This is a genomic window from Pandoraea fibrosis (assembly GCF_000807775.2).
Classification (GTDB): Bacteria; Pseudomonadota; Gammaproteobacteria; order Burkholderiales; family Burkholderiaceae; genus Pandoraea; species Pandoraea fibrosis.
This window is the reverse complement of record NZ_CP047385.1, coordinates 201,926-217,037: the sequence shown is the minus strand read 5'-3', so window position 1 is coordinate 217,037 and position 15,112 is coordinate 201,926. Positions and strand designations below refer to the sequence as shown.

General features: G+C 62.8%; 10 protein-coding genes. 5 read left to right on the top strand and 5 right to left on the bottom strand.

From position 1 onward, the window contains the following. The first annotated feature begins 220 nt into the window (after positions 1-220). A complete protein-coding gene (locus PI93_RS00850) occupies positions 221-2,914 on the top strand; it encodes a DNA topoisomerase III (protein WP_039370276.1) in 2,694 nt (897 codons plus the stop codon). Positions 2,915-3,014: 100 nt separating this feature from the next. On the opposite strand, the gene PI93_RS00845 is transcribed toward PI93_RS00850, so the two are convergent. Further along, a complete protein-coding gene (locus PI93_RS00845) occupies positions 3,015-3,983 on the bottom strand; it encodes a LysR family transcriptional regulator (protein ID WP_039370273.1) in 969 nt (322 codons plus the stop codon). 612 nt (positions 3,984-4,595) lie between these two features. Here PI93_RS00845 and hemN point away from each other — a divergent pair. Next, positions 4,596-5,963 carry an oxygen-independent coproporphyrinogen III oxidase gene (gene hemN / locus PI93_RS00840; RefSeq protein WP_039370269.1) on the top strand — a complete coding sequence of 456 codons (1,368 nt, stop codon included), beginning with the start codon at positions 4,596-4,598 and terminating at the stop codon, positions 5,961-5,963. Between the two features lie 101 nt (positions 5,964-6,064). Here hemN and PI93_RS00835 read toward each other — a convergent pair whose 3' ends face one another. Together PI93_RS00835 and PI93_RS00830 are read right to left on the bottom strand one after the other, a co-directional pair. Next, positions 6,065-6,262, bottom strand: a complete 198-nt coding sequence (locus PI93_RS00835) for a YbdD/YjiX family protein (RefSeq protein WP_039375054.1) — start codon at positions 6,260-6,262, stop codon at positions 6,065-6,067. A gap of 16 nt (positions 6,263-6,278) precedes the next feature. Continuing rightward, complete coding sequence (locus PI93_RS00830; protein WP_039375053.1) at positions 6,279-8,345, bottom strand: carbon starvation CstA family protein; 2,067 nt, start codon at positions 8,343-8,345, stop codon at positions 6,279-6,281. A gap of 324 nt (positions 8,346-8,669) precedes the next feature. Here PI93_RS00830 and PI93_RS00825 point away from each other — a divergent pair, with 324 nt between their 5' ends. Together PI93_RS00825 and PI93_RS00820 are read left to right on the top strand one after the other, a co-directional pair. After that, complete coding sequence (locus tag PI93_RS00825; protein WP_039375052.1) at positions 8,670-10,055, top strand: cache domain-containing protein; 1,386 nt, start codon at positions 8,670-8,672, stop codon at positions 10,053-10,055. Then, positions 10,052-10,684 (top strand): response regulator, encoded by a 633-nt coding sequence (locus tag PI93_RS00820; RefSeq protein WP_039375051.1) that lies wholly within the window; start codon positions 10,052-10,054, stop codon positions 10,682-10,684. The genes PI93_RS00825 and PI93_RS00820 overlap by 4 nt, the downstream gene beginning before the upstream one ends. Positions 10,685-10,716: 32 nt before the next feature. Here PI93_RS00820 and PI93_RS00815 read toward each other — a convergent pair whose 3' ends face one another. Together PI93_RS00815 and PI93_RS00810 are read right to left on the bottom strand one after the other, a co-directional pair. Next, a complete protein-coding gene (locus PI93_RS00815; protein ID WP_039375050.1) occupies positions 10,717-11,136 on the bottom strand; it encodes a type II toxin-antitoxin system VapC family toxin in 420 nt (139 codons plus the stop codon). Positions 11,137-11,618: 482 nt separating this feature from the next. Beyond that, positions 11,619-13,505, bottom strand: a complete 1,887-nt coding sequence (locus PI93_RS00810) for a phosphoenolpyruvate carboxykinase (GTP) (protein WP_039375046.1) — start codon at positions 13,503-13,505, stop codon at positions 11,619-11,621. A 561-nt stretch (positions 13,506-14,066) separates the two neighbouring features. On the opposite strand from PI93_RS00810, the gene PI93_RS00805 reads away from it, so the two are divergent. Further along, a complete protein-coding gene (locus PI93_RS00805; protein WP_039375044.1) occupies positions 14,067-15,077 on the top strand; it encodes a D-2-hydroxyacid dehydrogenase family protein in 1,011 nt (336 codons plus the stop codon). The last annotated feature ends 35 nt before the right edge of the window (positions 15,078-15,112 follow it).

Sequence of the window (15,112 nt, the reverse complement as noted above, 5' to 3'; positions counted from 1 at the left end):
CCGGAGCCGCACGACGGGAACGCCGGACGGGGCATGTCGCCGCACCACAACCCTCGCGCCACGCTGCCGGCACCACGCTTGCCGCCGGCCTGCGACGCGCTTATGATGTGCCGCTTTCAGGCACGCCTTGTGCCCGATCCGACGGCAACGCCGGATTGGCTATATGTTATAAAGCCAACGAATGTCGCTTGGCGACACCCCCTCAACATTACCTAACGTCATGTCAAAAGCTCTGATCATTGCCGAGAAACCGTCCGTCGCGAATGACATCGCGCGGGCGTTGGGCGGCTTTACCAAGCATGACGAGTACTTCGAGAGCGACGATTACGTCGTCTCGTCGGCGGTTGGCCACCTCGTCGAAATCGGCGCGCCGGAAGACTATGAAGTCAAACGCGGCAAGTGGAGCTTCGCCAACCTTCCCGTGATTCCCCCCCATTTCGACCTCAAGCCGATCGCCAAGAGCGAATCGCGCCTGAAGGTACTCACCCGCCTCATCAAGCGCAAGGACGTCGATGTCCTGATCAACGCCTGTGACGCGGGGCGCGAAGGGGAACTGATCTTCCGTCTGATTGCCCAGCACGCGAAGGCGAAGCAGCCGGTCAAGCGTCTGTGGCTGCAATCGATGACGCCGCAGTCGATTCGCGATGGCTTCAAGCGTCTGCGTACCGACGACGATATGTTGCCGCTGGCCGACGCCGCGCGCAGCCGTGCCGAGGCCGACTGGCTGGTCGGCATCAACGGCACGCGCGCCATGACGGCCTTCAACAGCAAGGGCGGCGGCTTCTTCCTGACGACGGTCGGTCGCGTGCAAACGCCGACGCTGTCGATCGTGGTCGAGCGCGAAGAGAAGATTCGCAAGTTCGTGTCGCGCGACTACTGGGAAGTGAAGGCCGAGTTCGTCGCTTCGGCCGGCTTCTACGAAGGCCGCTGGTTCGACCCGAACTTCAAACGCAACGAATTCGATCCGGAACAGCGCGACTCGCGTCTCTGGAGCGTGGCGGCGGCCGAATCGGTCGTGGCCGCAGTGCGTGGCAAGCATGGCACGGTCACGGAAGAATCGAAACCGACCTCGCAACTCTCGCCGCTGCTGTTCGATCTGACGAGCCTGCAGCGCGAAGCCAACAGTCGCTTTGGCTTCTCCGCGAAGAACACGCTGGGTCTGGCGCAGGCGCTCTACGAAAAGCACAAGGTGCTGACGTACCCGCGTACCGACGCGCGCGCCCTGCCGGAAGACTATCTGGACACCGTCAAAGAGACGATGGCCGTGCTCAAGGAGAGCAACAATTACCATCAGTTCGCTGACCAGGTCCTGAGAAAGGACTGGGTCAAGCCGAACAAGCGGATCTTCGACAACAGCAAGATCAGCGATCACTTTGCCATCATCCCGACGCTGCAAGCGCCGAAGAACCTCTCCGAGCCGGAGCAGAAGCTGTACGACCTCGTGGTCAAGCGCTTCCTGGCGGTGTTCTTCCCGGCAGCCGAGTCGCTGGTCACGACCCGCATCACGGAAGTGGTCGGTCATCATTTCAAGACCGAAGGCAAGGTGCTGGTCAACGCCGGCTGGCTCGCCATCTACGGCAAGGAAGGTGCGGGCGACGGGAAAGACAACAAGGACGGCAAGGAAGACCAGCCGAACCTCGTGCCGGTCGCAAAAGACGAAAAGGTCGGTGTGGACAAGGTGGAAGCCGTTGGCCTGCAGACCAAGCCGCCCGCACGCTACAGCGAAGCGACGCTGCTCTCCGCCATGGAAGGCGCAGGCAAGCTGGTCGAAGACGGTGAGTTGCGCGAAGCGATGGCAGGTAAGGGACTCGGCACACCGGCCACGCGAGCGGCGATCATCGAAGGCTTGCTGACGGAAAAGTATCTCGTGCGCGAAGGCCGCGAGTTGCATCCGACGGCCAAGGCGTTCCAGTTGATGACGCTCCTGCGCGGCCTCGGCGTGGATGAACTCACGTTGCCAGAACTCACGGGCGAATGGGAAGCCAAGCTCTCACAGATCGAGCGCGGCGGCCTCAAGCGTGATGAGTTCATGCACGAAATCGCGCAAATGACGCAGACCATCGTCAAACGCGCGAAGGAATACGACTCGGACACGATCCCCGGCGACTACGCAACGCTCACTACACCGTGCCCGCATTGTGGCGGCGTGGTCAAAGAGAACTACCGCCGTTTCGCATGCACGAATTGCAGCTTCTCGATCTCGAAGATCCCGGGCGGCCGTCAATTCGAGATCCCGGAAGTCGAGGAACTGCTCAAGAACAAGACGATCGGACCGCTGTCGGGTTTCCGCAGCAAGATGGGACGTCCGTTCTCGGCCATTCTCAAGCTCTCGCCCGACGACGAAATGGGCTACAAGCTCGAGTTCGACTTCGGTCAGGACAACGGCGACGAAGACGGCGAAGCCCCCGACTTCACAGGACAGGAGCCGGTCGGCAAGTGTCCGAAGTGCGGCGGACGCGTCTTCGAGCACGGCATGCGGTATGTCTGCGAGAACGCCGTCGCGAACCCGAAGACCTGCGACTTCACCTCCGGCAAGGTGATTCTCCAGCAGGAAATCACGCGTGAGCAAATCCACAAGCTGCTCACCGAGGGCAAGACGGATCTGCTGACGAACTTCAAGTCGTCGCGCACCGGCCGCACGTTCAAGGCCTATCTGGCCCAGCAGAAGGACGGCAAGATCGGCTTCGAGTTCGAGGCGAAGGCCCCGAAGAAGACAGCCGCGAAGGCGGGTGACGCCGAGGGTGACGAGCAGGCGGCGCCGGCCCGCAAGACGGCAGCGAAGACCGCTGCCGCCAAGGCACCGGCGAAGAAAGCCGTGGCCAAGAAGACGACGGCGAAGGCCAAACCGGCCGCAACGCCGGCTGCCGGTGCATCGGACGACGCCGCTTTCGACGACGACGACGCACCGTTCTAAGCCAGTTGGGCAGCGCATTGCCCCGGATGTCAGGGGGCAATGAAAAACGGCCACTTCCTCACGGGAGTGGCCGTTTTGCCATCTGGCGGCGCAAACGACATCACACCTGAATTTCGGCGTTCGGCGTGGTTGGCGACGGCAGCTTGGGCGGCACCCAGCGCTCGGCAGCCGAGATGCCTTCGTTCTGACGGAAGTATTCGACCGTCAGATCGATGAAACCGCGCGTCTTGGCCGACAGATACTTGCGGCTCGGGTAGACGAGCGAGACATCGACCGGCGTCTGCGAGAAATTGCGCAGCAGCGCCACGAGATCGCCATCGCGCACGTCGTTGCCCACGAGGTACGACGGCAGGAAAGCGATGCCGTGTCCGAGCAGCACCGACTGGCGCAACAATGCCGTGTTGTTACAGATGAACTTGTTCTGCACTCGCACGCGCACTTCGCCGTCCGGGCCGGAGAACACGCGGTCGTCGCTCCAGAAGTCGTTGGGCAAGCCCAGCACGCCATGCTCGCCCAGTTCCTGCGGCGTCACCGGCTCGCCGTGTTCGGCGATGTACGCGGGCGATGCGCACAACATCACGCGCGTTTCGGCAAGCACACGCGAGATCAGGCTTTCGCTGTTGATCATGCGGGTAAGCAGAATGCCGCAGTCGTAGCCCTCTTCCACCAGATCGATCGCGCGATCGGTCAGCGTGAGGTCGACCACCACCTTCGGGTGCATCTCCTGATATTTCTTGACCAACGGGGCGAGATTTCGCAAGCCGAACGAGACCGGTGCGACAACCTTCAGGGTGCCCTTTGGATCGCGCGATGCACTGGAGATGAGGGCGTCGGCCTCGTCGACTTCGTCGATGATCTGCCGGCAGCGTTCGAGATACACCTGCCCGGCGCCGGTCAGCGACAGGCTGCGCGTGGTGCGGTTGAGAAGACGAACGCCGAGATGCGATTCCAGTTCTGCGACGTGCCGCGTGACCACGGCGGCCGACAGATCCATCTGGGCAGCCGTGCGGGCAAAGCTCCCGTTGTCGGCCACTTTGACGAAAACGCGCATCGATTGCAGTCGGTCCATGTTCTTTCCAATCGTGATGTGCCGCGTCGTTCCGGCAAAAACGAGCATGGGCGGACCGGTGATTCACCGGCACTGGCAGATACCCGCGGGCACCGGCCGGCGCCACCCCGAACCGTTCCGGGAGAGCCGCGCGCGTGCCGCCAGGGGTGTCGACACGGCGGGGGAGACGTCAATAAGACGCTAGCTTACCGTAGACGGCCAAAAATTGCCTGTCGCGGCAATGATTTGAGTGCACGGCTAGCGTGTTGCATGCGCCTTCTCACAGCCGAATCTGCGTCTCATGCCCGATTTCACGCAGTTTCGATGGCAATCGCGCCCCGCGAGCGCAAGTTCCTTGCGGGTTTTCGGTCGCCAGCGGGAGGTTTGATGCAGGTCAGGGCGTGCCGTTCACCGCGAGGCTACAGTCGAATATCACCTTTCGTTACAGGCTTCGTCATGCCCGCCCTCCCCCTTTTGCCGACGCCTTGCGCCAACCTCTTGGCCTGCGGCGAACCGCATACCCGTTCGCCCTGCCCGGGCTGCACCTCGCACGCGTCGACCGAAGGCCAGAGCGCATCGCGATGCGCAACCCGCGCGGCGCGGCGAACGGCCCCTGTTCCCCCATCTGCCCCAATGCATGTCGATGCGCGACTGCTCGGGCGCTACGACGTCAACGGACCGCGCTACACCTCGTACCCAACGGCACTGCAATTCCGCGACGACTTCGGCACCAGCGACTATGCGCGTGCCGCGGCCCAGTCCAAACGCACCGGCAAGCCGCTCTCGCTCTACCTCCATGTGCCGTTCTGCGACACCGTGTGCTTCTACTGCGCATGCACCAAGGTTGTCACCCGCAATCGCGCCCACGCCGATGCCTACGTCGAACGGCTGCACGCGGAGATTGCGCGTCAGGCGTCGTTGCTCGGGGCCGGTCGCACGCTCGCGCAGATGCATTGGGGTGGCGGCACCCCCACCTTCCTCTCGCTCGAACAGATCGCCTCGCTCATCGACGTCATCAGCCGTCAATTCTCGATCCCCCCCGACGACAGTGCCGAATACTCCATCGAGATCGATCCCCGCAGCGCGGGTCCGGCGTCGATTCGCGCCTTGCGTGCCTTGGGATTCAATCGCCTATCCATCGGCGTTCAGGATTTCGATCCTCGCGTTCAGGAAGCCATTCACCGCGTGCAGCCACGTGCGCTGGTCGAAGCCACGCTCGATGCCGCAAGAGGTTGTGGCATCCGGTCCGTCAACTTCGACTTGATCTACGGTTTGCCACATCAGACCCCCGAGTCGTTCTCGACCACGCTTGACGCCGTGATCGAGATGTCGCCGGAACGCCTTTCGGTCTTCAGCTATGCGCACCTGCCGCAGCAATTCAAGATGCAACGCTGCTTGCCCGACGCCTTGCCCGACGGGCCGCAAAAGCTCGCGCTGTTACAGACGATCATTACCCGGCTGACGGCCGCGGGCTACGTGTACATCGGCATGGACCACTTCGCCCGCCCCGACGACGAACTGGCGCGTGCCCAAGCCGCCGGCACGCTGCATCGCAATTTTCAGGGCTACAGCACGCGCGGGGATTGCGACCTCGTCGGGGTGGGCATGTCGGCGATCGGCCGGGTGGGCGATAGCTACGCGCAAAACGCGAAGACGCTCAAGACGTACTACGAAGCCATCGATGCGGGCGGACTCGCCGTTACGCGTGGCGTGCGTCTCGATGAAGACGACGTTATCCGGCGTGACGTCATTTCACGCGTGATGTGCCGCATGTCGCTGGACTTTGCCGACATCGAGCAGTCATACGACATCGACTTCGTCGCCTACTTCGCGAGCGAACTCGGCGAGTTGGCCGATCTGGCAGCCGACGGCCTCGTCGCCATCGATGCCCACGGGCTACGCGTCCTGCCTGCGGGGCGCCTATTGGTACGTGTCGTGGCGCAGGTCTTCGATCGCTATCGCCGCAGCGCGGCCAATGCACGTTGCGCAAAGGTGATGTAACCGAACAGCAGTGCCCGTCTCTCGCAAAAAGACAACGCCCGGTGGGAATGCCACCGGGCGTTGTCATTCACAACGTCTAGATTGCCTAGGCCACGGAGACCTCAGCAACACCGTCCCCCGCTCTTGCCGCCGTAGCGCGCCTCTTGCCGCTCGCGGAAGAAGGCCTCGTAGCTCATGGCCTCCTGATCCGGGTGTGTGGCGCGCATGTGCGCCACATAGGTCTCGTAGTCGGGCAGGCCGACCATCAGGCGCATGGCCTGTCCGAGGTAGCGGCCGACCTTACCGACTTCATCGAACATGGCGGTCTCCCCGGTCTCAGACCTGACGTCCGGCCGGCATCGGCTCGAACGGCGTTTCGCGAGCCGTCGGCTTGTTGGCCCGACGTGCCGTGAGGATCGTGCGCAGACCGAAGACTGCCACGGCCACCACCACGAACATGAAGACACCGGCGAGCGTGGCATCCACGTAGTCGTTGAACACGATCTGCTGCATCTGCGCGACCGACTTGGCCGGAGCGAGCAGCTTGCCGTCGGCAAGTGCGGCCTGATACTTCGCGGCGTGAGCGAGGAAGCCGACTTTCGGATCCGGATCGAACATCTTCTGCCATCCGGCCGTAAGCGTGCAGGCGAGCAACCACAGCGTCGGCAGGATCGTCACCCAGGCGAAGCGCTCACGCTTGAGCTTGAAGAGCACGCACGTTGCAAGAATCAGTGCGATGGCGGCCAGCATCTGGTTGGAGATGCCAAACAGCGGCCACAGCGTATTGATGCCGCCGAGCGGATCGACCACGCCCTGATAAAGGAAGTAACCCCACGCTGCCACGCACAGCGCCGTGGCGATCAGGTTGGCGGGCAGCGACTCCGTGCGCTTGAGCGACGGCACGAACGTGCCCAGCAGATCCTGCAGCATGAAGCGACCGGCGCGCGTCCCCGCATCGACTGCCGTCAGGATGAACAACGCCTCGAACAGAATGGCGAAGTGATACCAGAACGCCATCATCGCTTCGCCGCCCACGACCTGATGCAGGATGTGCGCCATGCCGACGGCCAGCGTCGGTGCGCCACCGGCACGCGAGATGATCGTGTTCTCGCCAACCGCGTGTGCGGTGGCCGTCAGCACGTCGGGCGTAATGGAGAAGCCCCAGCCCGAGACGACTTGCGCCACCGCTTCCGGCGTGGTGCCGATCACGGCGGCCGGACTGTTCATCGCGAAATACACACCCGGGTCGATCACCGATGCGGCGACCAGCGCCATGATGGCCACGAACGACTCCATCAACATGCCGCCGTAGCCGATGAAGCGCGCGTTGACTTCGTTATCGAGCAGCTTGGGCGTGGTACCCGACGAGATCAGCGCATGAAAGCCCGACACGGCACCGCACGCGATCGTGATGAAGAGGAACGGGAACAGCTTGCCCGACCAGACCGGACCGCTACCGTCGACGAACTGCGTGAGCGCCGGCATCTTCAGTTCGGGCGCGACCACCAGAATGCCGATGGCGAGCGCCAGAATCGTGCCGATCTTCAGGAACGTCGACAGATAGTCGCGCGGCGCCAGCAGCAGCCACACGGGCAACACCGACGCGACGAAACCGTAACCGATCAGCATCCAGGTGAGTTGCTTGCCGTCGAACGTAAACAGCGGTGCGAGTGCCGCGCTGTCGTGCACGCTCTGACCGAAATAGATCGCGGCCATCAGCATGACGAAGCCAATGATCGACACTTCGCCGATGCGGCCCGGGCGAATGAAGCGCGTGTAGATGCCCATGAAGAGCGCGATCGGAATCGTCAGCCCGACAGTGAACGTGCCCCACGGCGAACCCGTGAGCGCCTTGACCACGATCAGCGCCAGCACGGCGAGAATGATGATCATGATGAGGAACGCGCCGAACAGCGCGATCACCCCGGGAATCATGCCGAGTTCGGACTTCACCAGATCGCCGAGCGAACGGCCGTCGCGACGCGTGGAGATGAACAGGACCATGAAGTCCTGCACCGCACCGGCGAACACCACCCCGGCGAGGATCCACAACATGCCTGGCAGATAGCCCATCTGCGCGGCAAGCACCGGGCCGACGAGCGGCCCGGCACCGGCAATCGCAGCGAAGTGGTGACCGAACAGCACGTAGCGGTTGGTCGGCACGTAGTCGAGCCCGTCGTTGTGACGCCAGGCCGGCGTCATGCGCGTGCCGTCAAGCTGCGCGACGCGCGTGGCGATGAACTTGCTGTAGAAACGATAAGCGATCAGATAAACGCAGATGGCTGCGATCACGATCCAGAGTGCGCTGACGGTTTCGCCGCGCGATAGTGCCACCGTGCCAAGCGCGCACGCGCCGACGACGGCCACCGCTGCCCAGGGCAGTTGTTGCCAGATGCGATTCATTGTCTCTCCTCGGAACTGCCTCCTGTGGGCAGCAACCCGGCACAGTGCCGTTGCGACACTGTCCCGCCTCTTGGTCGGCGTCATCGAGACGCCCCGAATCGTGACTCACTGCGAACGCCCCTCCTCTTTCGGGGGTCTGCGTATCGCAAGCGGCGGTGACCTTGTGCGTAACCTGCGGGTTACACTCGGCAGCCCCGGCCACGATTCGGCGTGTAGTATTGGCGTTTGCCCATCGCGCCACAAGCGCGAAACTACGCAGGAACGCTACGTGCTATTACGTAGCGCGATGCTGTAAGACACGGCATTGCAGGCTTTTCGAATGTCATGAATCTCCGACAGAAATTTTTCGTCCTGGCGTTGCTGCCGGTCGCATTGGCGATGGTCGCCATCGCGCTGGCCGTGCGACATCAAGGCATCGAGCTTTCGCGCGCGCAGCACGACGCCGTGCAGACCACATCGCTGGCCAACAAGCGGGCCGAGCTGCTGCATTACGTGGGCCTTGCGCGCAACGCCATCGAGCCGCTCTACGACGGCCCCGACACCCCCGCCGCGCGCGAACAGGCGCTGGCCACCCTTGCGCGCATGGAGTTCGGCAAGGACGGCTACTTCTTCGTCTACGATCTCGAAGGCCGCAGCCTGATGCATCCGCGTCAACCCGAGCTGGTCGGGCACAATCTCTGGTCGCTCAAAGACGAGTCGGGCGCCCCCACGATTCAACGGTTGATCGCAGCGGCACGCGCGGGCGGCGGCTATGTGCAATACGCGTGGGAGAAGCCATCTCTCCAGCAGATGACACCGAAGCTCGGCTATGTCATTGCCCTGCCGCGCTGGAACTGGATGATCGGCACGGGCATTTATCTCGACGACGTCGAGGCGACATTGCGCGAGTCGGACGATCGCGCGCAGTCGAACATCGACCGCACGCTGATCTGGATCACGCTCATCGCATCATCGTGCCTGGCCATCGTGGGCTTGTGCGGGCTCGTTGTGAACATCACCGAACTCAAGACTGCCGACGCAAAGCTGCGCCAACTGGCGCGGCAGGTCGTAGAGTCGCAGGAACTCGAGCGATCCCGTATCTCGCGCGAATTGCACGACGGCATCAGTCAGCTCCTCGTCTCGGTCAAGTTGCTGCTCGAGTCGGCATCGATGCGATTGCCGGGCTCACCCGCCGCAGCGAGCACTACGCTGGGCATCGCGATCGACCGGCTCAACGGCACGCTCGGCGAAGTCCGACGCATCTCGCAAGCCTTGCGCCCGGCCATGCTCGACGATCTCGGTCTGGCCGCCGCCATCGATCAACTCGCTCGGGAATTCGGGTCGCACGCCGGCTTGCCCGTCGAAATGAATGTCGAAGGCAACGCGCCCGTGCTGGACGACAACATCAAGACAATGCTCTATCGCATCGCGCAGGAGGCGTTGACCAACATCGAGCGCCATGCGCAGGCGTCGCGCGTTTCGATCCTGCTGATTTTCAAATCCGACGGCATTCATCTGTCGATAGCCGACGACGGACGCGGCTTCGACGTGTCCGACGTGCACCACGACCCCCGCCACGGTATTGGCCTGCGCAATATGCGCGAGCGTCTCGATGCCGTGGGTGGCGTGCTTGGCATTCAGTCGTGGCCGGGCCTTACCACCATCAGCGCGTGGGTGCCCCTCACGCCCGCCGCCGTGAAAGCGGCACTTCGTGCAACCTCACGCAAATGACGCAAGCCCCCCCTATCCGATTGCTACTGATCGACGATCACCCGCTTGTCCGCGACGGACTGCGTTCGCGCTTCGACGCCTCTCCCAACCTTCAGGTCGTGGGCGAAGCCGGCAACGCGCAGGAAGCGCTCACGCGCGCGAAAACATCGTCGCCCGATCTCGCGCTGATGGACATCAGCATGCGCGGCACGAACGGCATTGAACTGACGGCGCAATTCCGGGAGCAATTTCCGCACATCGCCGTGTTGATCCTTTCGATGCACGACAACGCCGAATATGTGCGCCAGGCAGTTCGTGCCGGTGCACGCGGCTACGTACTCAAAGATGCGCCGGCGCACGAGATCGTGACTGCGATCGAACGGGTCGCTCGCGGTGACGCGTACTACAGCGCCGCCATCGCCGCACGCGTGGTGCAGGCTTCGACGTCGCACGCCCCCATCGATTCGCTCACACCTCGCGAACGCGAAATTCTCACGCGCATTGCCCGTGGACTCGCGAACAAGCAGATTGCGACGGAAATGGATCTGTCGGTCCGAACCGTGGAGACGCATCGACTCAACATCAAGCGCAAGCTCGGCATCGAAGGGCAAGCGGAGTTGATCAAATTCGCGGTAGAGAACCGGTTGTAAGGTCTCGACATGGGCCATCGCCCGACATCGATCTACTGCTGAAACGGGTTGTATACCTCCACGCCGGTGTTGGAAAAATCCTTGACGTTGCGTGTGACGACGATGAGCTTGTGAACCAATGCGGTCGCCGCAATCAACTTATCGATAGGATGCTGTTGATGTGGCACCCTCAGGCGTGCCCACACGTTACAGACGTTCACATCAACGGGGAGAATCTGCTCAAGAAAATCTCGATGCACGATCGTCACCCAATTGTCCACAAGCGTCGCCTGATGCGGGTCATTGCGATGACGCAGCAGGAGCGCTCCACGTCGCAGCTCCCCGAGCGTGACGACCGATAGGTAGCGGGGTATCGCGTTTCGCGTGGTGTGGCGAATGAATCGTTGCACACCCACGTCGCCTCCCCCCAACTTCCTGCACTCACTGATCACGTTCGTATCGAGCAGATACATGGCGGTACTCGACTGGCTCAATTGACACGTTCGAAATCGCTGTCAAGCCCGACGTTGGGGAAATGCATGATCGCGTCTCCGATGCATCGGAATCCCGGAAGTCTCGCTACGTTATCCAGAATTGCCAGCACCTCCGCCTCCGGCGTTCTGTCGTGCAATGCCGCGCGAGATCGAATCGATCTCATCAGCGGTTCATCAATCCCCTCAATCAACATCATGTGCATAGCCCCTCCCTGCGTTCATCAACCCAATTTTCCGTCCGAATCGAACACTCGGACGGCACAGGAAATGCTAGCACCGGCACGCTTTCGAAAACCGCCCAGCCCCTTGCACGGCGCAGCTTTCGGAAGGATCACAAGGCAATAAAAAATCCCACCGAAGTCTCCCTCGGTGGGATCGTCGTGCACATCGCGATAGTGCTACCGGCAATGCCGGCAATCGCAAACGATCAGCGCATTGCTACGCCAATCGTCCAGGGCGAATCACGCCTTTAGACGACGTTCGATATCGGCCTTCGTGTCGAGCAATGCTTGCGGCAGGTGATGCTTGAGCGTGTCGAACAACTCGGCGTGAAGCTTCAGCTCTTCGTGCCATGCGGCCGGGTCCATCGAGGTCACGTCGTCGAACTGTGCCGGCGTGAACGACAGACCGTTCCAGTTCAGATCTTCGTAACGCGGCGTGATCCCGAATGCGTTTTCGACACCTTGCGCCGTGCCATCGATACGGCCGAGCATCCATGCCAGCACGCGCATGTTCTCGCCGAAGCCAGGCCACACGAACTTGCCGTCTGCGCCCTTGCGGAACCAGTTCACGCAGTAGATCTTCGGCAGCTTCGCGCCCGCCTTGTCGAGATGCGCGCCGGTGTCGAGCCAGTGCTGGAAGTAGTCGCTCATGTTGTAGCCGCAGAACGGCAGCATGGCAAACGGATCGCGACGCACCACACCCTGCTGGCCTGCGGCAGCGGCGGTCGTCTCCGAGCCCATCGTCGCGGCCATGTATACGCCTTCGGTCCAGTCGCGCGCTTCCGTCACCAGCGGTACGGTCGTCGAACGACGGCCGCCGAAGATGAATGCGTCGATGGCCACACCGGCCGGGTTCTCCCAGTCGGCGTCGATCGACGGACATTGCGACGCCGGTGCCGTGAAACGCGAGTTCGGATGCGCTGCCTTGCGGCCCGTCTCCTTGCCGCTCTCCGGCGTCCAGTCCTTGCCCTGCCAGTCGATCAGATGTGCGGGCGGCGTGTCGGTCAGACCTTCCCACCACACGTCGCCATCGTCGGTCAGCGCCACGTTGGTGAAGATGACGTTCTCGCCGAGCGTTGCCAGCGCGTTCGGGTTGGTCTTCTCGCTCGTGCCCGGGGCCACGCCGAAGAAGCCGGCCTCCGGGTTGATCGCGTACAGACGGCCGTCGCGACCCGGCTTGATCCACGCAATGTCGTCGCCGATGGTCTCGACCTTCCAGCCGTCGAATCCCTTCGGCGGAATCAGCATCGCGAAGTTGGTCTTGCCGCATGCCGACGGGAACGCCGCCGCAACGTGATACTTCTTGCCCTCGGGCGAGGTCACGCCAAGAATCAGCATGTGTTCGGCCAGCCAGCCTTCGTCGCGGCCCATCTTCGAGGCGATGCGCAACGCGAAGCACTTCTTGCCCAGCAGCGCATTGCCGCCGTAGCCCGAGCCATAGCTCCAGATCTCGCGCGTTTCCGGGAAATGAACGATGTACTTCGTGTTGTTGCACGGCCAAGCCACGTCCTTCTCGCCGGCGGCGAGCGGCTTGCCGACCGTGTGCACGCACGGCACGAACTCGCCGTCGGCGCCAAGTACGTCGTACACGGCGCGACCCATGCGCGTCATGATGCGCATATTCACTGCCACATACGGGGTGTCGGACAGTTCCACGCCGATGTGGGCGATCGGCGAACCGAGCGGCCCCATCGAGAACGGCACGACATACATCGTGCGGCCGCGCATGCAACCGTCGAACAGGCCGTCGAGCGTGGTTCGCATTTCGCGCGGGTCGATCCAGTGATTGGTCGGACCGGCGTCTTCGCGCTTTTCGCTGCAAATGAAGGTGCGGTCTTCCACACGCGCCACGTCCGACGGGTCGGACAGCGCGAGGAATGAGTTCGGACGTTTGGCGGGATTGAGCCGCTTCATCGTACCGGCGGCCACCATCTGTTCGCACAGACGGTCGTATTCCTCCTGCGAGCCGTCGCACCAGACGACACGCTCAGGCTGCGTAATCGCCGCGATGCGCGATACCCAGTCGATCAGCTTGCGGTGACGCACCCAGGCGGGCAGATCACGGGTGGCGACATTGGACGAGGAGGAGGCGTTGAGCGCACTGGCGCTCACACTGGCTTGCGTCATGGGGGTTGTCTCCATGCAGAGTCGAGAAATCGATGCGGACGACGGGCGTCCGTCGCGCGGGCACCTTGCATCGCCGGGCAGTCCATCCGGTTGGGGATACCGGATGGGCGAAATTGCCCCGGCTATGGCTGCGGGCGCGGGAAATGCGAGCGCTTGCAGGCTCAGGCCGCGAGAAGTAAGGAGCGTGCTGTGCGTCTGTCGACGCACGCGAAAACACACGCAGGAAGGCAGGGGGCAACACGCGCACCGATACGTGCGCTTCAAGCGTCTCGTTCACCAGGTCCGACTTGCGTTTGCGGGGTGGATTCGATTTTTTGCCATCGTGTTGAGGCGGTTTCGCCATGGTTGCCAGGACACCTGCCATACTATGCAAAACGAGGCGTCAGCATACCACCGCACAAATCGCGCCGGTGCTGCGTCGCAACAAGGGCGACGGGGAATTTGCCCCGATAGACGTCGTCCGTGTCATCGACCAGAACGCCCGCCAGTGCGGCGGCCTCCGACAATTGTTCCGTCCGCGCAGGGCTTCGCAGTCCCGCGCCGATCCGATTACGTTTTGCCATGAAAATTGCCATTCTCGACGACTATCAGGACGCCGTTCGCAAGCTCGACTGCTTCTCCCTGTTGGCCGGTCATGACGTCAAGGTCTTCAACAACACGGTCAAAGGCGTTGGGCAGCTTGCCGCCCGCGTCGGCGAAGCCGAAGTGCTCGTGCTGATTCGCGAACGCACCGCCATCACGGCGCAACTCATCGATAAACTGCCGCGTCTGCGGATCATCAGCCAGACCGGACGCGCCGGCAATCACATCGACATCGACGCCTGCACCGCCCGTGGCGTGGCCGTGCTCGAAGGCGTGGGTTCCCCCATTGCACCGGCCGAACTCACCTGGGCGCTGATCATGGCCGCCCAGCGTCGCATTCCGCAATATGTCTCCAGCCTCAAGCACGGCGCCTGGCAGCAATCGGGCCTGAAGTCATCGAGCATGCCGCCGAACTTCGGTCTGGGTCAGGTGCTGCGCGGCCAGACGCTGGGCCTGTGGGGCTACGGCAAGATCGGCCGGCTCGTGGCAGGCTATGGCCGGGCCTTCGGCATGGAAGTGATGGTGTGGGGCCGCGAGGGGTCGCGTGAAGCGGCTGCGGCCGACGGCCTGCGCGTGGCGAACAGCAAGGAAGAACTCTTCACGCAAAGCGATGTGCTCTCGCTGCATCTGCGTCTGAACGACGAGACGCGTCATCTCGTCAAGCTCGAAGATCTGCTGCAAATGAAGCAGACTGCGCTGTTCGTGAACACGAGCCGGGCCGAGCTGGTGGAAGAAAACGCGCTGATCACGGCACTCAATCGCGGCCGTCCCGGCATGGCGGCCATCGATGTCTTCGAGAGCGAGCCGATTCTGCAAGGCAACCCGCTGCTGCGCCTCGAGAATTGCGTGTGCACGCCCCACATCGGTTACGTCGAACGGGAAAGCTACGAGCTGTATTTCCGCGTGGCCTTCCAGAACATCGTCGACTTCCTGAACGGCGACCGCGCGCACGTCGCGAACCCGGCCGCGCTGCTCGGCTTCGGCCGCTAGGCGGGTCGCGTCACCGGCGCGTTGCGCCGATCCCA

What these genes read in the sequence shown, in the direction of transcription:
- PI93_RS00820 (WP_039375051.1), top strand. Translation starts at nt 10,052, where the DNA reads ATGACGCAAGCCCCCCCTATCCGATTGCTACTGATCGACGATCACCCG.
- PI93_RS00830 (WP_039375053.1), bottom strand. Translation starts at nt 8,345, where the DNA reads ATGAATCGCATCTGGCAACAACTGCCCTGGGCAGCGGTGGCCGTCGTC.
- PI93_RS00825 (WP_039375052.1), top strand. Translation starts at nt 8,670, where the DNA reads ATGAATCTCCGACAGAAATTTTTCGTCCTGGCGTTGCTGCCGGTCGCA.
- PI93_RS00835 (WP_039375054.1), bottom strand. Translation starts at nt 6,262, where the DNA reads ATGTTCGATGAAGTCGGTAAGGTCGGCCGCTACCTCGGACAGGCCATG.
- PI93_RS00845 (WP_039370273.1), bottom strand. Translation starts at nt 3,983, where the DNA reads ATGGACCGACTGCAATCGATGCGCGTTTTCGTCAAAGTGGCCGACAAC.
- hemN (WP_039370269.1), top strand. Translation starts at nt 4,596, where the DNA reads ATGCATGTCGATGCGCGACTGCTCGGGCGCTACGACGTCAACGGACCG.
- PI93_RS00815 (WP_039375050.1), bottom strand. Translation starts at nt 11,136, where the DNA reads ATGTATCTGCTCGATACGAACGTGATCAGTGAGTGCAGGAAGTTGGGG.
- PI93_RS00810 (WP_039375046.1), bottom strand. Translation starts at nt 13,505, where the DNA reads ATGACGCAAGCCAGTGTGAGCGCCAGTGCGCTCAACGCCTCCTCCTCG.
- PI93_RS00805 (WP_039375044.1), top strand. Translation starts at nt 14,067, where the DNA reads ATGAAAATTGCCATTCTCGACGACTATCAGGACGCCGTTCGCAAGCTC.
- PI93_RS00850 (WP_039370276.1), top strand. Translation starts at nt 221, where the DNA reads ATGTCAAAAGCTCTGATCATTGCCGAGAAACCGTCCGTCGCGAATGAC.